The 17,512-nt window shown below is 73.5% G+C and carries 14 protein-coding genes, 3 tRNA genes and 4 pseudogenes; 7 read left to right on the forward strand and 14 right to left on the reverse strand.

From position 1 onward, the window contains the following. The first annotated feature begins 8 nt into the window (after positions 1 to 8). Positions 9 to 1,406, forward strand: a complete 1,398-nt coding sequence (gene aztD / locus DA06_RS04375; protein WP_043497642.1) for a zinc metallochaperone AztD — start codon at positions 9 to 11, stop codon at positions 1,404 to 1,406. Then, the gene (locus DA06_RS04380) at positions 1,403 to 2,278 is read left to right on the forward strand and encodes a metal ABC transporter substrate-binding protein (RefSeq protein ID WP_043497645.1); all 876 of its coding nucleotides are present in this window, start codon (positions 1,403 to 1,405) and stop codon (positions 2,276 to 2,278) included. Before aztD ends, DA06_RS04380 begins: the two co-directional genes overlap by 4 nt. Before the next feature lie 53 nt (positions 2,279 to 2,331). Here the strand turns inward: DA06_RS04380 and DA06_RS04385 are convergent, their stop codons facing one another. The 4 genes from DA06_RS04385 to DA06_RS04400 form a co-directional block, all read right to left on the reverse strand. Continuing rightward, positions 2,332 to 4,011, reverse strand: coding sequence for an NAD-dependent epimerase/dehydratase family protein (locus tag DA06_RS04385; protein WP_043497647.1), 1,680 nt, complete (start codon positions 4,009 to 4,011; stop codon positions 2,332 to 2,334). Between the two features lie 54 nt (positions 4,012 to 4,065). Next, entirely contained in the window at positions 4,066 to 5,298 is a 1,233-nt protein-coding gene (locus DA06_RS04390) for a zinc-dependent alcohol dehydrogenase (protein WP_043497651.1), read from the reverse strand. Positions 5,299 to 5,385: 87 nt separating this feature from the next. Continuing rightward, on the reverse strand, positions 5,386 to 5,535 hold the full coding sequence (locus DA06_RS04395) for a hypothetical protein (RefSeq protein ID WP_418606939.1): 150 nt from the start codon (positions 5,533 to 5,535) through the stop codon (positions 5,386 to 5,388). A 109-nt stretch (positions 5,536 to 5,644) separates the two neighbouring features. Beyond that, positions 5,645 to 6,115 carry an SDR family oxidoreductase gene (locus DA06_RS04400; RefSeq protein ID WP_418606940.1) on the reverse strand — a complete coding sequence of 157 codons (471 nt, stop codon included), beginning with the start codon at positions 6,113 to 6,115 and terminating at the stop codon, positions 5,645 to 5,647. Between the two features lie 141 nt (positions 6,116 to 6,256). On the opposite strand from DA06_RS04400, the gene DA06_RS04405 reads away from it, so the two are divergent. Together DA06_RS04405 and DA06_RS04410 are read left to right on the forward strand one after the other, a co-directional pair. After that, entirely contained in the window at positions 6,257 to 6,715 is a 459-nt protein-coding gene (locus tag DA06_RS04405; protein ID WP_052436363.1) for a DUF1440 domain-containing protein, read from the forward strand. Between the two features lie 230 nt (positions 6,716 to 6,945). Beyond that, complete coding sequence (locus DA06_RS04410) at positions 6,946 to 7,998, forward strand: glycosyltransferase family 2 protein (protein ID WP_418606942.1); 1,053 nt, start codon at positions 6,946 to 6,948, stop codon at positions 7,996 to 7,998. On the opposite strand, the pseudogene DA06_RS04415 reads toward DA06_RS04410, so the two are convergent. The 7 genes and pseudogenes from DA06_RS04415 to leuC form a co-directional block, all read right to left on the reverse strand. Then, positions 7,964 to 8,560: pseudogene (locus DA06_RS04415) on the reverse strand (ABC transporter permease); the annotation flags it as partial. The gene DA06_RS04410 and the pseudogene DA06_RS04415 overlap by 35 nt on opposite strands. A 41-nt stretch (positions 8,561 to 8,601) precedes the next feature. Continuing rightward, positions 8,602 to 9,570 (reverse strand): ABC transporter ATP-binding protein, encoded by a 969-nt coding sequence (locus DA06_RS04420; RefSeq protein WP_418606944.1) that lies wholly within the window; start codon positions 9,568 to 9,570, stop codon positions 8,602 to 8,604. A gap of 89 nt (positions 9,571 to 9,659) precedes the next feature. After that, entirely contained in the window at positions 9,660 to 9,875 is a 216-nt protein-coding gene (locus DA06_RS04425; RefSeq protein WP_418606946.1) for a hypothetical protein, read from the reverse strand. Positions 9,876 to 9,985: 110 nt separating this feature from the next. Then, positions 9,986 to 10,492, reverse strand: coding sequence for a mycothiol transferase (locus DA06_RS04430; RefSeq protein WP_043497662.1), 507 nt, complete (start codon positions 10,490 to 10,492; stop codon positions 9,986 to 9,988). 110 nt (positions 10,493 to 10,602) lie between these two features. Continuing rightward, a pseudogene (gene murA / locus DA06_RS04435) lies at positions 10,603 to 11,944 on the reverse strand (UDP-N-acetylglucosamine 1-carboxyvinyltransferase). A gap of 316 nt (positions 11,945 to 12,260) precedes the next feature. After that, positions 12,261 to 12,855 (reverse strand): annotated as a pseudogene (gene leuD / locus DA06_RS04440) (3-isopropylmalate dehydratase small subunit); the annotation flags it as partial. A 13-nt stretch (positions 12,856 to 12,868) separates the two neighbouring features. Next, positions 12,869 to 14,297, reverse strand: a pseudogene (gene leuC, locus DA06_RS04445) (3-isopropylmalate dehydratase large subunit). Between the two features lie 82 nt (positions 14,298 to 14,379). On the opposite strand from leuC, the gene DA06_RS04450 reads away from it, so the two are divergent. Continuing rightward, positions 14,380 to 15,102, forward strand: a complete 723-nt coding sequence (locus tag DA06_RS04450) for an IclR family transcriptional regulator (protein WP_043497665.1) — start codon at positions 14,380 to 14,382, stop codon at positions 15,100 to 15,102. 345 nt (positions 15,103 to 15,447) lie between these two features. Here DA06_RS04450 and DA06_RS04455 read toward each other — a convergent pair. The 3 genes from DA06_RS04455 to DA06_RS04465 all read right to left on the reverse strand — a co-directional run bounded on the left by DA06_RS04455 (position 15,448) and on the right by DA06_RS04465 (position 15,930). After that, positions 15,448 to 15,520: transfer RNA gene (locus DA06_RS04455), tRNA-Glu, on the reverse strand. 220 nt (positions 15,521 to 15,740) lie between these two features. Beyond that, positions 15,741 to 15,813 (reverse strand) — tRNA-Glu (locus DA06_RS04460). Positions 15,814 to 15,855: 42 nt separating this feature from the next. Further along, positions 15,856 to 15,930 (reverse strand) — tRNA-Gln (locus tag DA06_RS04465). A 330-nt stretch (positions 15,931 to 16,260) separates the two neighbouring features. Between DA06_RS04465 and DA06_RS04470 the strand changes: the two genes are divergently transcribed. Then, positions 16,261 to 16,764 carry a hypothetical protein gene (locus DA06_RS04470; RefSeq protein ID WP_043497667.1) on the forward strand — a complete coding sequence of 168 codons (504 nt, stop codon included), beginning with the start codon at positions 16,261 to 16,263 and terminating at the stop codon, positions 16,762 to 16,764. 70 nt (positions 16,765 to 16,834) lie between these two features. Beyond that, on the forward strand, positions 16,835 to 17,440 hold the full coding sequence (locus DA06_RS04475; RefSeq protein WP_052436365.1) for a maleylpyruvate isomerase N-terminal domain-containing protein: 606 nt from the start codon (positions 16,835 to 16,837) through the stop codon (positions 17,438 to 17,440). Positions 17,441 to 17,512: the final 72 nt, after the last annotated feature.

Genomic DNA, 17,512 nt, shown 5'->3' on the forward strand with positions numbered 1-17,512 from the left:
TCATCGAAATGTCGAGAGCCACCACAACCCGCCGCCCGTTCGGAGCGCTCTGTCTCGGGATCGCCCTGCCGCTGCTGGCACTCGTCGGCTGCGCGGCGCCGACGACGGACGCCGCGCCGGCCGGTACCGCGAGCTCGGCGCCGGACGCGCAGCCCTCCGCGCCGCCCGAGCCGCAGGAGGTGGCCGCCGCCAGCCCTCGCCTGGTGCTGACCCACGACGGCGGTATCCAGGTTCTGGACGCCACCACGCTGGAGGTCGTCGGGGAGGTCGAGCTCGCGGGGTTCAACCGCCTCAACGGTGCCGGCGACGGGCGGCACGTGCTGATCTCCACCGCCGGAGAGTTCCGCGCCCTGGACACCGGGACGTGGGCGCGGGCCCACGGCGACCACGCGCACTACTACACCGCCGAGCCGGTGCTGACGAGCGTCGCCTTCGACGCCGAGATGCCGGGCCACGTCGTGACGCACGGAGGGCGGACCGCACTGTTCGACGACGGCACGGGCGAGGTGACGGTGTTCGACTCCGACGCGGTCGTGGACGGCGAGCGGGAGGAGCGCCGGCTCTCGACGCCGGAGGTGCACCACGGCGTCGCGCTCGAGCTCGGCGACGGCTCGCTGGTCCTGACGGAGGGCGACGAGGAGCGACGCACGGGGATCCGCGTCCTCGACGGGGAGGGGCAGGAGATCGCCGCCTCCGACGAGTGCCCGGGGGTCCACGGCGAGGCAGTGGCGGCCGGCGAGGCCGTCGTGGTCGGCTGCGAGGACGGCGTGCTCGTCTACCGCGACGGCGCCGTCACCAAGGTCGACAGCCCGGACCCGTACGGGCGGATCGGCAACCAGGCGGGCAGCGAGAGCTCGCCGATCGTGCTGGGCGACTACAAGAGCGACCCCGACGCCGAGCTGGAGCGGCCCACCCGCGTCTCGCTCATCGACACCCGGACGGACGACCTCCGCCTCGTCCAGCTGCCGGCCTCGTACACCTTCCGCTCCCTCGGCCGCGGTGAGGACGGCGAGGCCCTGGTGCTCGGCACCGACGGTGCGCTGCACGTCATCGACGCCGAGACGGGCGACCTGGTGCGCTCCGTCCCGGTGATCGAGCCCTGGGAGGAGCCGGTGGAGTGGCAGGAGCCGCGCCCGACGCTCCACGTCCTCGACGGCACCGCCTACGTCACCGACCCCGCCACGGACACGCTCCACGCGGTCGACGTGCACACGGGCGAGATCTGGAACACCACCGAGCTGACGGTGACGCCGAACGAGCTCACCGGTGTCTCCGGCGACGTGCCCGCCCTCGCCGGCGACCCTGACGACGAGCACGCGCACGAGGACCACGCGCACGAGGACCACGCGCACGAGGACCACGCGCACGACGACCACGGGCACGCCGACCACACGGACGGGCGATGAGCGCGAGGCCGCCACGAACGGTCGCCGTCGCCGTCGCTCTCGCCGGCGCCCTCGTCCTCGCCGGCTGCGCTGCCAGCGCCTCGGACGACGGCGAGGACGGGCGCGTCGCGGTGCTGGCGTCGTTCTACCCGCTCCAGTTCGTCGCCGAGGAGGTGGGCGGCGAGGACGTGAGCGTGTCGAGCATGACCCCACCCGGAGGCGACGCCCACACCCTCGAGCTCGCGCCGGCGGAGGTCCGGGCGATCGGCCGCGCGGACCTGGTCGTCTACCAGTCCGGCTTCCAGCCGACGGTCGACGAGGCCGTCTCCGTCACCGCGCCGGAGCACGTGGTCGATCTCGCCGACCTCGCGACCACTCCCGGGGACCCCCACTTCTGGCTGGACCCGACGCTCCTGGGCAAGGCCGCGGGGGAGGTGGTCGACGCGTTGTCGCGCGTGGACCCGGACAACGCGGCCGGGTACGCCGACCGCGCCGAGGATCTCACCGCGGCGCTGCAGGAGCTCGACGCCCGGTACCGCGAGGGCCTCTCCGGCTGCACGGGTGCGACGCTCGTCACCGCGCACCAGGCCTTCGGCTACCTCGCCGACCGGTACGGGCTCCACCAGGTGGGGATCGCCGGCATCGACCCGGAGGTCGAGCCCTCCCCGGCGCGACTTCGCGACGTCGGGGAGACGGTGACCGCCGAGGGGGTGCGGACCCTGTTCTTCGAGACCTCCACAAGCCCGAAGGTCACTCAGACCCTGGCCGAGGATCTCGGCGTCGGCACCGCCGTGCTCGACCCGCTCGAGGCCCTCACCGACCCGGATGCCGACTACCTCACGGTCATGCGCGCCAACCTCGACGCCCTGGAGGCCGGCCTGAGCTGTTCATGAGGCCCGCCGCTCGAGCGGCTGCACCAGAGAGGTCCGGAAGCGGATGACGGAGGTCAGCCGATCTTCTCGTCGGCGCGGAACGCGCTGACGCGGGCCTGCTCGTGCAGCCGCTCGAGCCTGGTCTGGAAGCCGCGGCTGCGCTCGGCGAGCTCCTGGAAGGGCGAGCGGTCGAGGCCGAGGTCCGGGGCGAGGTCCGCCATGAGCTGCCACAGCCCGAGCTGCCCGGCGACGGCGGAGCGCATGATCTCCAGCTCGAGCACCACGCTCATCGGGGAGCGGCTGAGCAGCCGGCCGTTCAGCTTCAGCCGTCCGACGTGCTCCGCGACCCACGCGGCCGCCTGCCGGTGCGGCTTGCTGGGCAGACCCAGCCGCTCGATGAGCGCCGCGAGCTCCTGACGGGCACCCGCGATCTCGGTGGCGAGGGCCGAGAGCTCCGGCCCGAGCTCGGTGTCCGCGTAGGCCCGGGCCATCCGCTCGATGCGGCTCGCCCCTCCGGTGGCGCCGGTGAGGTGGTCGGCGAGATAGATCCCGAGCAGCTCGCGGTCGATCCCGTCCTGCGTGCGGGAGCCGGCGCCGGACCCGCCCGTCAGCTGGTCTGCCATCGCTGTCCCCTTCCTCCTGGCCGGACGCCTGCCGTCGCTCTTCCGTCTGCCGCTGGCGTTGTCCGCCGGCGGGCTCTTGTACTGCCTGGCGTCCGGGGCCATCGGCACGCTCGGCCGGCCGCGCAGCTCGACCATCCCCTCCAGCAGCTCGCGCAGGGTCGACTCCGCGTCGTGCCGCGGCCGCCAGCCGAGGACCCGGCGGACCCGGGCCCCGTCCATCACCGGCACGCCCATCGCCATGTCGAGCCACCCGGCGTCCGACGCGAAGAGGCGGAACTTCCACGCATAGTGGAGGAACGGGCGGATGAGGCTCGGGGGCACCTCGAAGAAGCGGCCGTGGTCGAGGACGCGGGCGAGGTGCTCGGGCAGCAGCACCTCGTCGGCGGCGACGTTGAACGCCCCGCCGGCGCGCTGGAGGATCGCCAGCAGGTACGCCCGCCCGACGTCCTCGGCGTGCACGACCTGCACGCGCAACCCCTTCGGGAGCGGCAGGAACGGCAGCGTCCCCGGGCGCAGAAGCGTGCGGGGGACCAGCGGGCCGAGGAAGTACCGGCCGATCTCCGCCCCGGCGTCGGCGGTGAAGACGAGCGCCATGCGCATCCGGGTCACCACCACCTCCGGGTGCGCGACCTCGAACTCGTCGAGCACCCGTTCCTGGGCGGCCTTGTCGACGCCGTAGTGCGAGGACGGGATGCCACCGGTCGGCCAGGACTCGTCGCGCGGGACGTCGTCGTCCACCGGCGAGTAGGCCGCCCAGGACGACGCGCAGACCAGCTGCCCCACCCCGGCCCGCGCGCACGCCTCGGCCACGCGGCGCGTGCCCTCGACGTTCGCGCGCCGCAGCAGCTCACGGTCGTGGTTGGGCTGGATCAGCCAGACCAGATGGACGACGGCGGTCGCGCCCTCGAACGCGCGCGCGAGACGGGAGACGATCGCCTCCTCCTCGGCGTCGTCGGCCGCCTCCGCCGCGACGTCGAGAGTGAGCCACTCCGCGGACCGGTACGGCTCGACGGTCCGGTCCGGCAGCCGCCGGGCCAGGCCGACGACGGAGTCCACCTCGGGGGCGGCGACGAGCGCGTCGAGCACGGCGGAGCCGACGTTCCCCGACGCCCCCACCACTGCGACCCTCATCGTGAAGTCCTTCCGTCGTCGTCGCCCGAGCTCCGGGCGGCGCGGCCAGCGCCGCTACTGCTGCTGCGCCTCGCCGGCCGCCGTCGTGGCGGGGAGGGAGGGGTCGAGGACCACCTTGATGGCGCCGTCGTCCTTCTTCTGGAAGATCTCGTACCCGTGCGGGGCGTCCTCCAGCGACATGCGGTGCGTGCGCAGGTCGAGGACGCCGAGCGGGTCGGCGGGGTCGCTGACGAGCGGCAGCACGTCGTCGATCCAGCGGCGCACGTTCGCCTGGCCCATCCGCAGGTTGAGCTGCTTGTCGAACATCTCCATCAGCGGCATCGGGTCGACCATGCCGCCGTAGACGCCGGAGAGGGACACCGTGCCGCCGCGGCGCACCACGCCGATCGCCGCGTGCAGGGCGGCGAGGCGGTCCACGCCCGCCTTGGTGAAGAGCGGACGGGCGAGGAAGTCCGGCAGCATCCCGGCGCCCGCCTGGACGCCCTTCGCCACGGGGGAGCCGTGCGCCTCCATGCCGACCGCGTCGATGACGGAGTCGGTGCCGCGCCCGCCGGTGAGGTCGCGGACGGACTCGGCGAAGTCCTCCCCGGCGTCGTTCAGGTCCAGCGTCGAGATGCCGTGCCGGCGGGCCATCGCCAGCCGCTCGGGGACCATGTCCACGCCGATGACCTGGGAGGCGCCGAGGTGGCGTGCGATGCGTGCCGACATCTGCCCGACCGGTCCGAGCCCGAGCACGGTGACCGTGCCGCCGGGCGGGATGTCCGCGTACCTCACGGCCTGCCAGGCCGTGGGGACGACGTCGGAGAGGTAGAGGTAGCGCTCGTCGGGCTCGCCGTCGTCGGGGACCGGAACGGGGCCGTAGTGCGCCATCGGGACGCGCAGGTACTCGGCCTGGCCACCCGGGACCTGGCCGTAGAGCTTGGTGTATCCGAAGAGCGAGGCGCCCTTCTCGTGCTCGCGGTTCTGGGTGGTCTCGCACTGTGTCTGGAGGCCCTGGGTGCACATCCAGCACGAGCCGCACGCGATGACGAAGGGGATGACCACGCGGTCGCCCGGCCTGATGTGGGTGACCTCGGAGCCGACCTCCTCGACGATGCCCATCGGCTCGTGCCCGAGCACGTCACCCGGCTCGAGGAACGGACCGAGCACGGAGTACAGGTGCAGGTCCGAGCCGCAGATGGCGGTGGAGGTGATGCGCACGATGGCGTCGGTCGGGTCCTTCAGCGTGGGATCGGGGACGGTCTCGACCCGGACGTCTTCCTTGCCCTGCCACGTCAGTGCGCGCACGCGGTCTCCTTCTCTCTTCGGTGGTGCGGTCAGGTGCGGTCGCCCCGGGCGGGCGGTGCCCGGCCGGGGCGGCCGAGGACCCTGGTCTCAGGCGCCGCCGTCCTCGGCCGAGTCGTTCTCGCCCTCGGCTTGGTCGGGCTGGTCGGCCGGCTCCCGCGACTCGAGCTCTTCGGGATCGGCGTCCGGGTCCTGCGACGCGTCGTACGGCTGCTCGGAAGGTGTCGTTGTCTCGCTCATGCGTCCAACCGTGGCACCGTGACCGGCGCCACGCATCCGGGCGGCGAACCAGCGGGTCCCGCGCACCCCGGCGGGGCGTCCCGCCCGGGGCGGCGACGGCGGACGGTGGTCACGGCGTCGGCATCCCGCCGTCGGCGTTGAGCGTCTCGCCCACGACGTAGCTCGACTCCGGGGACGCCAGGAACACGAACGCCGGTGCCATCTCGGTGGGCTGACCCGCGCGCCCGAGCGCGGTGGACCGGCCGAACTCCGGCAGCTTCTCGGTCGGCTGCCCGCTCCCGAGCGCGACGGCGACGGCGGCGCCGATCCCCGAGTCGCCGCCGGTGACCAGGGCCTTGCGGCCCTCGAGGCGGCCGGCGCCGCGGTAGGAGAACTCGCCCAGGTCGGCCTTCGGCTCGAGCTCGGCGTCGAGGCCGGGCTCGGGCTGGTGCTGCTCGGGGGGCTCGATCGCCGGGTAGCGCCTGACCGGGTCCTGGAAGGTGAGCTGGTCGGTGCCGGGCGGACCGTGGGGCGGACATTTTCGCTCCTCGGTGGCCGGGGGACTTCCTCCCACGATGCGGCCGCCGGGTGGTGCCCGCATCCTGGCCAGGGAGCGGCAGGGAGCAGCGGGGAGCGGTCGGGACGGAGGGCGGAACCGTGGCCGGTGACAGCCGGACGAGAAAGCGGCCGACGTGGGACTCGGTGGCGACGGTCGTCGCCGGGGTCGGGGGCGGCCTGGGTGATGAACCGGGCGACCACGGCCTTCTACGAGCGGCAGTCGGAGGCGTCACGCCGGCGCGAGGAGGAGGCCGGCGAGGGCGTGGCCTACGCCGTCGTCGTCCGGAGAGCGGCGTCGCTCGTCGGACGGGAGGTCGAGCCCGACCGTGCCGAGCGTCTCGGCGAGGCCTTCCACTACGCGATGGGAGCGGTGCTCGCGCCGGGCTACGTCGTGCTCCGGCGCGGGTTCGGGCTGCGGCCCGTGACGGCGGGCCTGGCGTTCGGGCTGTCCGTCTCCGTCGTCGTCGACGAGGTGGCCAACCCGCTGCTGGGCTTCACGGCGCCGCCCCGGGCCTACCCGCTCGTGACCCATCTGCGTGGGGTCGTCGGGCACGTGGTCTTCGGGCTGACGACGGCGGGGCTCTTCGAGCTGATGACCGGCCCGGCTGCCGCCTCTCGGCGGAAGGCCGCTCGTAGCGGCTGATGGTGAGGCCCGGGGGCAAGGACCGGGCCGGTCGACCGGTACAACCGACCGGTGGGACGGGGCATTTCCGACGACGGCGTGCGGTCCGTCACTCCGGATGCGTGCCCCGGTGGTGCGTGCCACGGTGACTGGCAGCGGGCCCGCCGGCCGGGGAGCTGGCGCACACAGTCCCGCGGGCCGGGCGGCGTGCCCGGCACGGGTCGAGGAGGCGATGTGGCGGGAGCTGACGCATGAGCACGGCCGTGGAGGATCCGCGCGTGACGGTGGTGGTCGCCAGCCGGGACCGCCGCGAGGAGCTGCTCGCCTCCCTGGCCCGCCACCGCGCCCCGGTGATCTACGTCGACAACGCCTCCACCGACGGCAGTGCCGACGCAGTGCGCGAGGCGCACCCGCGCGTGGAGATCGTCCGGCTGCGCCGCAACGCCGGCGCGTTCGCCCGCACCATCGGTGTGCGCCGCGCACGCACCCCGTTCGTGGCGTTCGCCGACGACGACTCCTGGTGGGCGCCCGGGTCGCTCGCCGCCGGCGCCGACGCGCTCGCCGGGTACCCGCACCTCGGCCTGGTCAACGCCCGCATCCTCGTTGGACCGCAGGAGCGGACGGATCCCGTGTGCGAGCTGATGGCGCGCTCGCCGCTGCCCGCCGCGCCGGGCCTGCCGGGTGTGCCGATCCTCGGGTTCGTCGCGTGCGCGGCGATGGTGCGCCGGGAAGCGTTCCTCGCTGTCGGCGGCTTCGACCCTGTCGTCCGGTTCCCCGGTGAGGAGGAGCGCGTCGCGCTCGACCTCACCGCCGCAGGCTGGGCGCTGAGCTACCTCGACGACGTCGTCGTCCACCATCACCCCTCGCCGGTGCGGCACTCGCCGGACGACCGCACGCGAGCCATCACCCGCTCGGCCGTGCTGACCGCCGCGATGCGGCTGCCCTGGCGCGACGTCGTCGGCCGGGCGCGAGAGGCGTGGCAGGCAGGCAGGCCCCACCGGGCCGGCGTGCGGGACGCGCTGGGCGACCTTCCCGCCGCCGTGCGAACGCGTCGGCCCGCGCCCCCCCAGCGCCTGGCGGCCGCCGCCCCCCAGCGCGCCCCACACGGCCACGCACGCGAGCGGCTGGACCACGTCGGCCCACGCGCCCGAGGCGACCGTCCCGTCGAGCGCCACCGCGCCGAGCCCGTGCTGGACGAGCGTCACCACGGGGATACATCGGTGTCCAGGACGCCACGGTCCCGACGACGTCGGGCATGTTGTGGAGCGGGACGACGGCACCGGAGAGCGCCGTCGCCACGATGAGGACCGGGAGGGTGGTGAGCTGCGCGGTCTCCACCGTCCGGGTCAGGCCGGAGCTGGCCACGGCGAGCAGGACGAACACGACCGTGCCGCCCACGACGGCGGCCAGGAGCCACAGCGGGTTCTGCACCCGGGGAGCCTCGAGGAGGACGACCATCGCGGCCACGCCGAGGACCAGCTGGGCCACGGTGATGACCACGGCCGGCACGGCGTAGGCGAGAACGACCTCACCCTGCGAGACGTCGCCCGTCAGCAGCCGCTTGAGGACGAGCTCCTCGCGGCGGGCCACGAAGGTGGTCGTGAGGTTGTAGTACACGACCACCACGAGGGCCATGGCGAGGAGCGCCGCCAGCAGCATGCCGGCCACGGTGGTCGCCGCGGCGCCGCCCGCCAGGGCCTCGCCGCCGGTCCAGGCCACGAACGCCACGGTGAGCGGTGCCAGGGCCACGGCGTTGAAGAGGGTCGTCCGGTTACGGAACAGCAGCAGGAGCTCGGCGCGGACGAGCGAGAGGATCCGGCGGCTCTGCGGGGCGCGGACCGCTGCGGGCACGGAGGTGGTGGTCATCGGGCTGCCTTTCGTGGTGGTGCCCCGGGTCGTCGACGTGGTCACGCGGCGACCGCCTCGGCGGTCGGCCGGCTCGCACCGGCGTCCTGCTCGGCGACGGCGAGGAAGGCGCGCTCCAGCGAGGCCGGGCTGGCGTCGAGCTGGGTGAGCGCGGCACCGGACTGCCGGGCCCTCGTGAGCAGCGCGGTGAGGGTCGCCTGCAGGTCGGTGGTCTGGAGCTCGACACCCGTGGCGTCCGCCCGTGGCCACCCCGCCAGGGCCGGCAGCGCCGAGAGGAGGTCGATGTCGGCGAGCGCGGCGTCGTCGGTGCGGTACCGGATCCGGGCCGGTTCGGCACCCACGATCTCGGCGACGGTGCCCTCGCGGGCGATGCGGCCGCCGTGCATGATCGCGAGCCGGTCGGCCAGCTCCTCGGCCTCCTGCAGGTAGTGGGTGGTGAGGACCACGGTGGCGCCCTGGTCGAGGAGCGTTCGCACCAGCTGCCAGGCGTCGCGTCGCGACTGCGGGTCCAGCCCCGTGGTCGGCTCGTCGAGGAAGAGGATCTCGGGCCGTCCCATGACTGCGAGCGCGAGGTCGAGGCGGCGGCGCTCCCCGCCGGAGAGCGAGGCGACCCGCACGTCGGCGCGGCCGGCGAGGCCGACCATCTCCAGCGCCTCGCGCACCGGGCGCGGGCGGGCGAGCGTGCCGTGCCACATGCGCGCGGTCTCCGCGGTGGTCAGGTCGGAGGGGAAACCGGCCTCCTGCAGCATGATGCCGGTGCGCGGACGCACCGCGTGACGCTCCCGGTGGGGGTCCTTCCCGAACACACGCACCCGGCCGCCCGTCGCCGGCGCGAGGCCCTCGACGACCTCGAGCAGCGACGTCTTGCCGGCACCGTTGGTGCCGAGCAGGGCGAAGATCTCGCCCCGGCGCACGTGCAGATCGACGCCGCGCACGGCCTCGTAGGAGTGGCGTCCGGAGCCGTAGGTACGGCGCAGACCCTCGACGGTGATGATGGGATTGCTGTTCATGGCTACAGCCTCTGCCCGGACGGAGGCCGCCGGCCGTGCGCCCCGTCACCGGTCCCGGTGACCGGCTCACGGACGGGCCATGACATCCGTCATCGGACGAGCAGCAGGTACCCCACCGTGCCGAGGAGCAGGCCGGCACCGACCAGGAGCGCCCAGCCGGCCCAGCGGGCGGCTGTCCGCCGGCCGACCACGCCGAGCACGAGCAGCGACGGCCCCAGCAGCCAGCCGAAGAGCCCGAGGACGGAGAGGGCGACGCCCAGCAGCACGGCGAGGACGATCACCGGCACGGCGACGAGGGAGGGCATGCGTCCCTCGCCGGCGTCCATGCCAGATGGTGGCACGGCGCCCCGCGGAGAAGATGACGTCCGTGGGAGCCGGGACGTCTCGCGGCGGGGAGGACGGCGGCCCGGGGACGTCAGGCGCGCTGGAGCAGGCCACGCACGTAGGCCGCCTGCCCGAGGTGCTGGAGGTCGTCGCCCACGATGCTGACGAGGCGCACGCCCAGGGTGACGGGCGGGTCCCAGGACTCGTCCACGACCCGTTCGAGGTCCTCCTCCGCCAGCGTCGCGAGGAACGCGACCGTGCGCCGGTGCACGTCGGCGAGGTAGCCGAGCAGGTCCTCTGCGCCGACGCGCACCTGCGCGACCTCGGCGCTGGACTGGCCGTAGCCGGTGGCCGCCGGGTCGAACGGCAGCCCCATGCGGGCGGCCCACCCGTCGGCGGTCCAGGCCTGCTCGTCGCCGGAGCACGCGGCCACCTGGGCGTCCTGGCCGCGGGCGAGGTGCCAGACCAGCCAGGCGATCGAGTTCGCGTCCGGGTCGGGCCGATAGGTCAGGGCCGCCTCGTCCAGGCCGCGCAGGATCCGGTCGGCCTCGTCGGGGATGCGGGAGTAGGCCTCGATGAGCAGCTCGGCGACGTTCATGCGGCCAGTGTGCCGAAGAGCCGGCCGGCTCACAGGCGGACGGCCCGCCGACGGCGAGGGGCGGGGACCCGGCGTCGCGCCGTCGTCCCCGCCCCTCGGAGCGTTCCCCGTCAGAGGGCGGGGGCCACCTCGGACTCCGCCAGCGTCACCTTGGCGTCGAGCGCCTCGAGCTTGCCCATGAAGTTCTCGTAGCCGCGGTTGATGATGCTGATGCCGCGCACCCGGGAGGTGCCGTTCGCGGCGAGGGCGGCGATGAGGTGGGAGAACCCGCCGCGCAGGTCCGGGACCTCGATGTCCGCCGCCTTCAGGGGCGTCGGGCCCGAGACGACGGCGGAGTGGTAGAAGTTCCGCTGGCCGAAGCGGCACTGCAGCCCGCCGAGGCACTCGCGGTAGATCTGGATGGTGGCGCCCATGCCGCGCAGGGCGTCGGTGAAGCCGAACCGGTTCTCGTACACGGTCTCGTGCACGATCGACAGGCCCTTGGCCTGCGTGAGCGCGACGACGAGCGGCTGCTGCCAGTCGGTCATGAAGCCGGGGTGGACGTCGGTCTCCAGCACGATCGAGTGCAGGTCGCCGCCGGGGTGCCAGAAGCGGATGCCGTCGTCGCGCACGTCGAATGCGCCGCCGACCTTCCGGAAGGTGTTGAGGAAGGTCATCATGTCGGGCTGGGTGGCGCCGCGGACGAAGACGTCGCCGTGCGTGGCCAGCGCGGCCGAGGCCCAGGAGCCGGCCTCGATGCGGTCGGCGAGCGCGGTGTGGCGGTAGCCGCTCAGGCGCTCGACGCCCTCGATCCGGATGGTGCGGTCGGTGTCGACCGAGATGATCGCGCCCATCTTCTGCAGCACGGCGATCAGGTCGGTGATCTCCGGCTCGATCGCGGCGTTGCGCAGCTCGGTCAGGCCCTGGGCGCGCACCGCGGTCAGCAGGGTCTGCTCGGTCGCCCCGACGGAGGGGTAGGGCAGGTGGATCTTGGTCCCCTGCAGACCCCGGGGGGGCGGAGATGTGGATGCCCTGGACCCGCTTGTCGACGACGGCGCCGAAGCTGCGCAGGATGTCCAGGTGGTAGTCGATCGGCCGGTCGCCGATCCGGCAGCCGCCCAGGTCGGGGATGAACGCCTCGCCGAGCCGGTGCAGCAGCGGGCCGCAGAAGAGGATCGGGATGCGGGAGGAGCCGGCGTAGGCGTCGATGTCCGCCACGTGCGCCGACTCGACGTCGGTGGGGTCGAGGTAGAGCACGCCCGCGTCACGGTCGTGGTCCACCGTCACCCCGTGCAGGCGCAGCAGGTCGGCGACCACGTCGACGTCGCGGATCACGGGCACGTTCGCCAGCTCCGACGGCCCCTCGCCCAGGAGGGAGGCAACCATCGCCTTGGAGACGAAGTTCTTCGCGCCGCGCACGGTGATCTCACCGGTCAGCGGCGTGCCACCCTCGACAGTCAGGAGCCCGCTCATAAACACCTCACCCGCCCCCGGATCTGCTGGGGCACCAGTTCTAGCGGACCCGTGTGGTCCGCGGTCGGATCAGGATACGTGCGGCACCACGGGCGCGTGGAGGGGCGGTGCGTGTCGACTCGGACACACGCGCCCCGCGGACCGCACGGGTCCGCGGGGCGCGTCGTCGGGCTCGTCGCCCCACGTGGGAACGCGTCCGGGCGTGTCCCGGACGGCGGCCCGGGCTCAGGCCAGCGGGGCGTCCGCGTGGGCGGGCAGTCCGGCGCCGTCGCCGCCCACGGGGCGGGCGGCCATGACGTGCACGGGGGGGAAGCGTCCTCGCGGGCAGGGTCTTCGGCCGCCAGGCCGCGCGGGTCTCCTCGTAGGCGGTGATGTCGCCCTCGTTCTGCAGGGTCAGGCCGATGTCGTCGAGCCCCTCGAGCAGACGCCAGCGCGTGTAGTCGTCGATCTGGAAGGTGGTGTGCACGTCGCCGACGGCGACGGTCCGCTCCACCAGGTCGACGGTCACCTCGGTGCCCGGCTCGTTCTCGAGCACCTTCCAGATCATCTCGGCGTCCTCCTGGCTGATGACACCGGCCACGAGGCCCTGCTTGCCGGCGTTGCCACGGAAGATGTCCGCGAACTTCGGGGAGAGGACCACGCGGAAGCCGTAGTCCTTCAGCGCCCACACCGCGTGCTCGCGGGAGGAGCCGGTGCCGAAGTCCGGCCCGGCGACGAGCACGGAGCCGGCGGCGTACGCGGGCTGGTTGAGGACGAAGTCCGCATCGCCGCGCCACGCGGCGAACAAGGCGTCCTCGAAGCCGGTGCGGGTGACGCGCTTGAGGTAGACGGCGGGGATGATCTGGTCGGTGTCGACGTTGCTGCGCCGCAGGGGGGACGCCGACGCCGGTGTGCTGGGTGAACTTCTCCATGGTTCTTCGCTCCTCAGGCGTGGACGGGCTCGGCGGCGGGGACGAGGTCGGCCGGGGCGGACAGCGTGCCCCGGACGGCGGTGGCGGCCGCGACCAGCGGGGAGACGAGGTGGGTGCGCCCGCCCTTGCCCTGCCGGCCCTCGAAGTTGCGGTTCGACGTCGAGGCGGCCCGCTCCCCCGGCGCGAGCTGGTCGGGGTTCATGCCGAGGCACATCGAGCACCCGGCGTTGCGCCACTCGGCGCCGAAGTCGAGGAACACCTTGTCCAGCCCCTCGGCCTCGGCCTGCAGCCGGACGCGGGCGGAGCCGGGCACGACGAGCACGCGGACGTCGTCGTGCTTCCTCCGGCCCTTGACGATCTCGGCGACGGCGCGGAGGTCCTCGATACGCCCGTTCGTGCACGAGCCGATGAAGACGGTGTCCACGGCGATGTCGCGCAGCGGCGTGCCGGGCGTGAGCGCCATGTACTCGAGGGCGCGCTCGGCCGCCTTGCGGGCTGACTCGTCCGCGATGTCGACCGGGTCCGGCACGCGAGCGGAGAGCGGCAGCCCCTGGCCCGGGTTGGTGCCCCAGGTGACGAACGGCTCGAGCTCGTCGGCACGCAGGGTGATCTCGGCGTCGAAGACCGCGTCGTCGTCGCTGCGCAGGGTCCTCCAGTACTCCACCGCGGCGTCCCAGTCCGCGCCCTGCGGGGCGTGCGGGCGGCCCTTGATGTACTCGAACGTGGTCTCGTCCGGCGCGATCATGCCGGCGCGCGCACCCGCCTCGATCGACATGTTGCAGATCGTCATCCGCGCCTCCATGGAGAGGTTGCGGATGGCCTCGCCGCGGTACTCCAGCACGTAGCCCTGGCCGCCGCCGGTACCGATCTTCGCGATGATCGCGAGAATGATGTCCTTGGCCGTGGTGCCCTCGCGCAACTCACCCTCGACGTTGATCGCCATCGTCCGGAAGGGGGGTCAGCGGCAGGGTCTGCGTGGCGAGCACGTGCTCGACCTCGGAGGTGCCGATACCGAAGGCGAGCGCGCCGAAGGCCCCGTGGGTGGAGGTGTGGGAGTCGCCGCAGACCACGGTCAGGCCGGGCATGGTCAGGCCGAGCTGCGGGCCGACGACGTGCACGATGCCCTGGTCGGCGTCGCCCAGGGAGTGCAGGCGGATGCCGAACTCCTCGGCGTTGTTGCGGAGGGTCTGGATCTGCGTCCGGCTGGTCGGGTCCGCGATCGGCCGGTCGATGTTGAGCGTGGGGGTGTTGTGGTCCTCCGTCGCGATCGTGAGATCGGGGCGGCGCACCTGCCGTCCGGCGAGCCGGAGGCCCTCGAACGCCTGGGGGCTGGTGACCTCGTGCACCAGGTGCAGGTCGATGTAGAGAAGGTCGGGCGCACCGTCGGCGCCCCTGCGCACCACGTGCGCGTCCCACACCTTCTCGGCCAGCGTTCCGCTCATCGTCTCTCCCTCGGATCGTCAGGGGCCGCATGCACGTTCGGCGTACTTGCAATCTCACCCACTGAGATGTCAATATCGACCCATGGACAACTCTAGCGGAGTCGGCGTCCTTGACAAGGCCGCCACGGTTCTCGGTGCGCTGGAGGCCGGGCCTGCCACTCTCGCCCAGCTCGTGAGCGCCACCCACCTCGCACGCCCGACGGCGCACCGACTCGCCGTCGCGCTCGAGCACCACCGTCTTGTCGCGCGCGACATGCAGGGACGGTTCATCCTCGGTCCGCGCCTGGCGGAGCTGGCCTCCGCCGCCGGCGAGGACCGGCTGCTCGCCGCCGCCGGCCCGGTGCTGACGGCGCTGCGCGACCACACCAACGAGAGCGCGCAGCTCTACCGCCGCCAGGGCGACCAGCGCATCTGCGTCGCGGCCGCCGAGCGTCCCATGGGTCTTCGCGACTCCATCCCGGTCGGCGCGACGCTGAGCATGCTGGCGGGCTCCGCCGCCCAGGTGCTCCTGGCCTGGGAGGAGCCGGACCGCCTCCACCGCGGCCTGCACGGCGCCAACTTCACCGCCACCATGCTCTCCGCGGTGCGTCGCCGCGGATGGGCGCAGTCCGTCGCCGAGCGCGAGCCCGGCGTCGCCTCGATCTCCGCGCCGGTGCGCGGACCGTCCGGCCGGGTGCTCGCCGCCGTCTCCGTCTCCGGCCCCATCGAGCGGATGGGCCGCCAGCCGGGCCGTCTGCACGCGGCCGCCGTCGTCGCCGCCGCCAACCGGCTCACCGAGGTGCTCAGGCGCACCGAGGAGGACTGACCCGGAGGCGCGCCGCGCGTCCGCGACTACTCCCGCTCGAGGAACTCGCCCGCCCCGGTACACCGTTCCGCTCAGCACCACGACGCCCGGCCCCCGTTCTCGGGGACCGGGCCGTCTCGTCACCGGGGACAGGTCGCTCCCGCGCGAGTCGCTCGCCCTGCACTCCTCGGTGCACGTCCTTGGTTCGGCGCGTGCACGACGCCCGGACCGAAGGAATGCGCACCGAAACCCCGATCACCCTGGCACCGCCGCTCGTCAGGCCGCGGGCGGACGGGAAGCCTGCGGGGGCAACCCGTGAAACGCAAGAAGGTCCTCGCCTGTGCAGACGAGAACCTTCTCCGTGGTACCCCCCAGCCGGATTCGAACCGGCGCCGCCGCCGTGAGAGGGCGGTGTCCTAGGCCACTAAACGATGGGGGGCGTGATCTTTGGTTGTCGGTCTCCTTGCGGCGACCTCGGAAGACATTACCAGAGGGGCGCCGAGGTATCGACCCGAGAGCGTGGACGGGCCTGTGACGTCAGGCACAGCGCCGGCGCGACCGGCTCCCCGTGTCGAGGCCCGCCGGTCCGACGGAGCACGAGACCCGACCGGGCGCCACATGCACGAAGGCCCCGCACCGAGGTGCGGGGCCTTCCGACGTACCCCCAGCCGGATTCGAACCGGCGCCGCCGCCGTGAGAGGGCGGTGTCCTAGGCCACTAAACGATGGGGGCTCGGCACCCTGAGGTGCCACGGTCGGCTGTGGGCCTTCCGCTTGGCTGGGGTACCAGGACTCGAACCTAGACTAACTGAACCAGAATCAGTCGTGCTGCCAATTACACCATACCCCAAGGGGTATAACCTCCGCGCCGCCGGCGGGGCGGGCGGGGGTCGTACCGTCGAAGAACATTACCCGAGCCGAGGGGCCTCTCCAAACCCGGAGAGCCATCCGTGACGGTTCTCACGGCGACCCGGCCGCCCGCTCCGCGCAGCCTCGGCCCGTCGGCTCGTCGGATATCTTCGAGAGGCACGCCCACCCGACCGAGGGAACTGCTCCATGCCCCGAACTACCCTCCCGCGTCCCGCCCGCACACTCGGGTTCCTTGCCTCCGGCGCACTCGTGGCCGCGGGCCTCGCGGCGTGCACCGGGCGCAGGCTCCGAGGGCGGAGCCACACCGGGCGTGGACGGCACCACGTCCTCCGCGCCCGCGCCGAGCGCCGCCGCGGAGCCGGCCACGGTCACGTGGGACTACCCCGAGGTCGAGGGTTACGCCCTCTCCGAGGACCCGCCGGCCGACACGGTGGTCCAGCTGGAGAACACCGACCTGTCGTGCCTGCTGCAGCTGACGCACGAGGTGATCCCCGACGCGGGCATCGACGACTCGACCTACACCGACACGGCCATCGAGAACGCGACGTCCGCCCTCGGCGACGTCACCGAGACCGGGCGGGAGGACGCCGCCATCCCGTCAGACGCCGGCCCGCTCGCCGCCCGCGAGGTCTCCCTCACGGCCGCGTCGGGGTCCCAGGAGCTGGACGTGATGATGGTCCTGCGGGCCTCCTCCGCGGACCAGGTGCTGGTCGGGCTCGTCCACATCTGTCCCTCCGGCGGGCTGGACGAGAACGCGTGGGACAGCTTCGTCGCCGGGACCACCCTCCACGGGACCACCGCCACCGACTTCTGAGCCAGGCGCGACGGAGAGCCCCCTCCTCCCGGACTGTCCGCCGTCGTCCCGGCGCCGCTAGCGTCAGGCCATGGAACCTGACGACGTCCGTCACGCCGCACAGTGGTTCGCCACCGAGCTGCGCGGCCGCCCCGAGAGCGGGTTCGACTACGACCAGCCGGCACGCGGGCTGGAGTGGTCCTGCTGGTACACGGCCGAGCACGTCGCGGACAACCAGCTCGCCTACGCGCTGCAGCTCGCAGGACGCCTCGAGGACGGCTATCTCCCGCTGACGCCCCCGGGGGAGGGGCCAAACCTCCTGCAGGTCGACCGCGCGGCGGGAGCCGAGGGCCTCGCGAGAACGCTCGAAGCCATGGCCCAGCTGCTCGCCGGCCAGGTGCAGCTGCTCCCGGCCACGGCGCGGGCCTGGCACCCCGACGGCATGTCCGACGCGGGCGGCTTCGCGGCGATGGGCGTCTGCGAGGTCGTCATCCACGCGTGGGACGTGCTGAGCGCACTGGACGACGAGGTCGCGGACCTGCCCGAGGACCTCTGCGAGGGCGTGCTCGCCCGCCTGTTCCCGGGCACGCCGGAGGTCGGGACCTTCCAGGACCGGCTGCTGTGGCAGACGGGACGTGAGGAGCTGGCGGGGTACGGCCGGCTGACGAGCTGGCGATGGGACCCTACGGTGCGCTGAGGCGGCGGTGGGCCCACCGAGCGCCGCCGCCAGGGGCGCCCGCGACATCAGGCGGCGCCACCGCCCTCAGGG

It is taken from the genome of Georgenia sp. SUBG003, from assembly GCF_000715355.2.
Taxonomy (GTDB): domain Bacteria; phylum Actinomycetota; class Actinomycetes; order Actinomycetales; family Actinomycetaceae; genus Georgenia.

Bases quoted from the DNA above. Each gene is read 5' to 3' on its own strand.
- DA06_RS04410 (WP_418606942.1), top strand. From the start codon at position 6,946: ATGAGCACGGCCGTGGAGGATCCGCGCGTGACGGTGGTGGTCGCCAGC.
- DA06_RS04420 (WP_418606944.1), bottom strand. From the start codon at position 9,570: ATGAACAGCAATCCCATCATCACCGTCGAGGGTCTGCGCCGTACCTAC.
- DA06_RS04405 (WP_052436363.1), top strand. From the start codon at position 6,257: ATGAACCGGGCGACCACGGCCTTCTACGAGCGGCAGTCGGAGGCGTCA.
- aztD (WP_043497642.1), top strand. From the start codon at position 9: ATGTCGAGAGCCACCACAACCCGCCGCCCGTTCGGAGCGCTCTGTCTC.
- DA06_RS04380 (WP_043497645.1), top strand. From the start codon at position 1,403: ATGAGCGCGAGGCCGCCACGAACGGTCGCCGTCGCCGTCGCTCTCGCC.
- DA06_RS04385 (WP_043497647.1), bottom strand. From the start codon at position 4,011: ATGAGGGTCGCAGTGGTGGGGGCGTCGGGGAACGTCGGCTCCGCCGTG.
- DA06_RS04400 (WP_418606940.1), bottom strand. From the start codon at position 6,115: ATGCGGGCACCACCCGGCGGCCGCATCGTGGGAGGAAGTCCCCCGGCC.
- DA06_RS04450 (WP_043497665.1), top strand. From the start codon at position 14,380: ATGGACAACTCTAGCGGAGTCGGCGTCCTTGACAAGGCCGCCACGGTT.
- DA06_RS04475 (WP_052436365.1), top strand. From the start codon at position 16,835: ATGGAACCTGACGACGTCCGTCACGCCGCACAGTGGTTCGCCACCGAG.
- DA06_RS04395 (WP_418606939.1), bottom strand. From the start codon at position 5,535: ATGAGCGAGACAACGACACCTTCCGAGCAGCCGTACGACGCGTCGCAG.
- DA06_RS04430 (WP_043497662.1), bottom strand. From the start codon at position 10,492: ATGAACGTCGCCGAGCTGCTCATCGAGGCCTACTCCCGCATCCCCGAC.
- DA06_RS04425 (WP_418606946.1), bottom strand. From the start codon at position 9,875: ATGCCCTCCCTCGTCGCCGTGCCGGTGATCGTCCTCGCCGTGCTGCTG.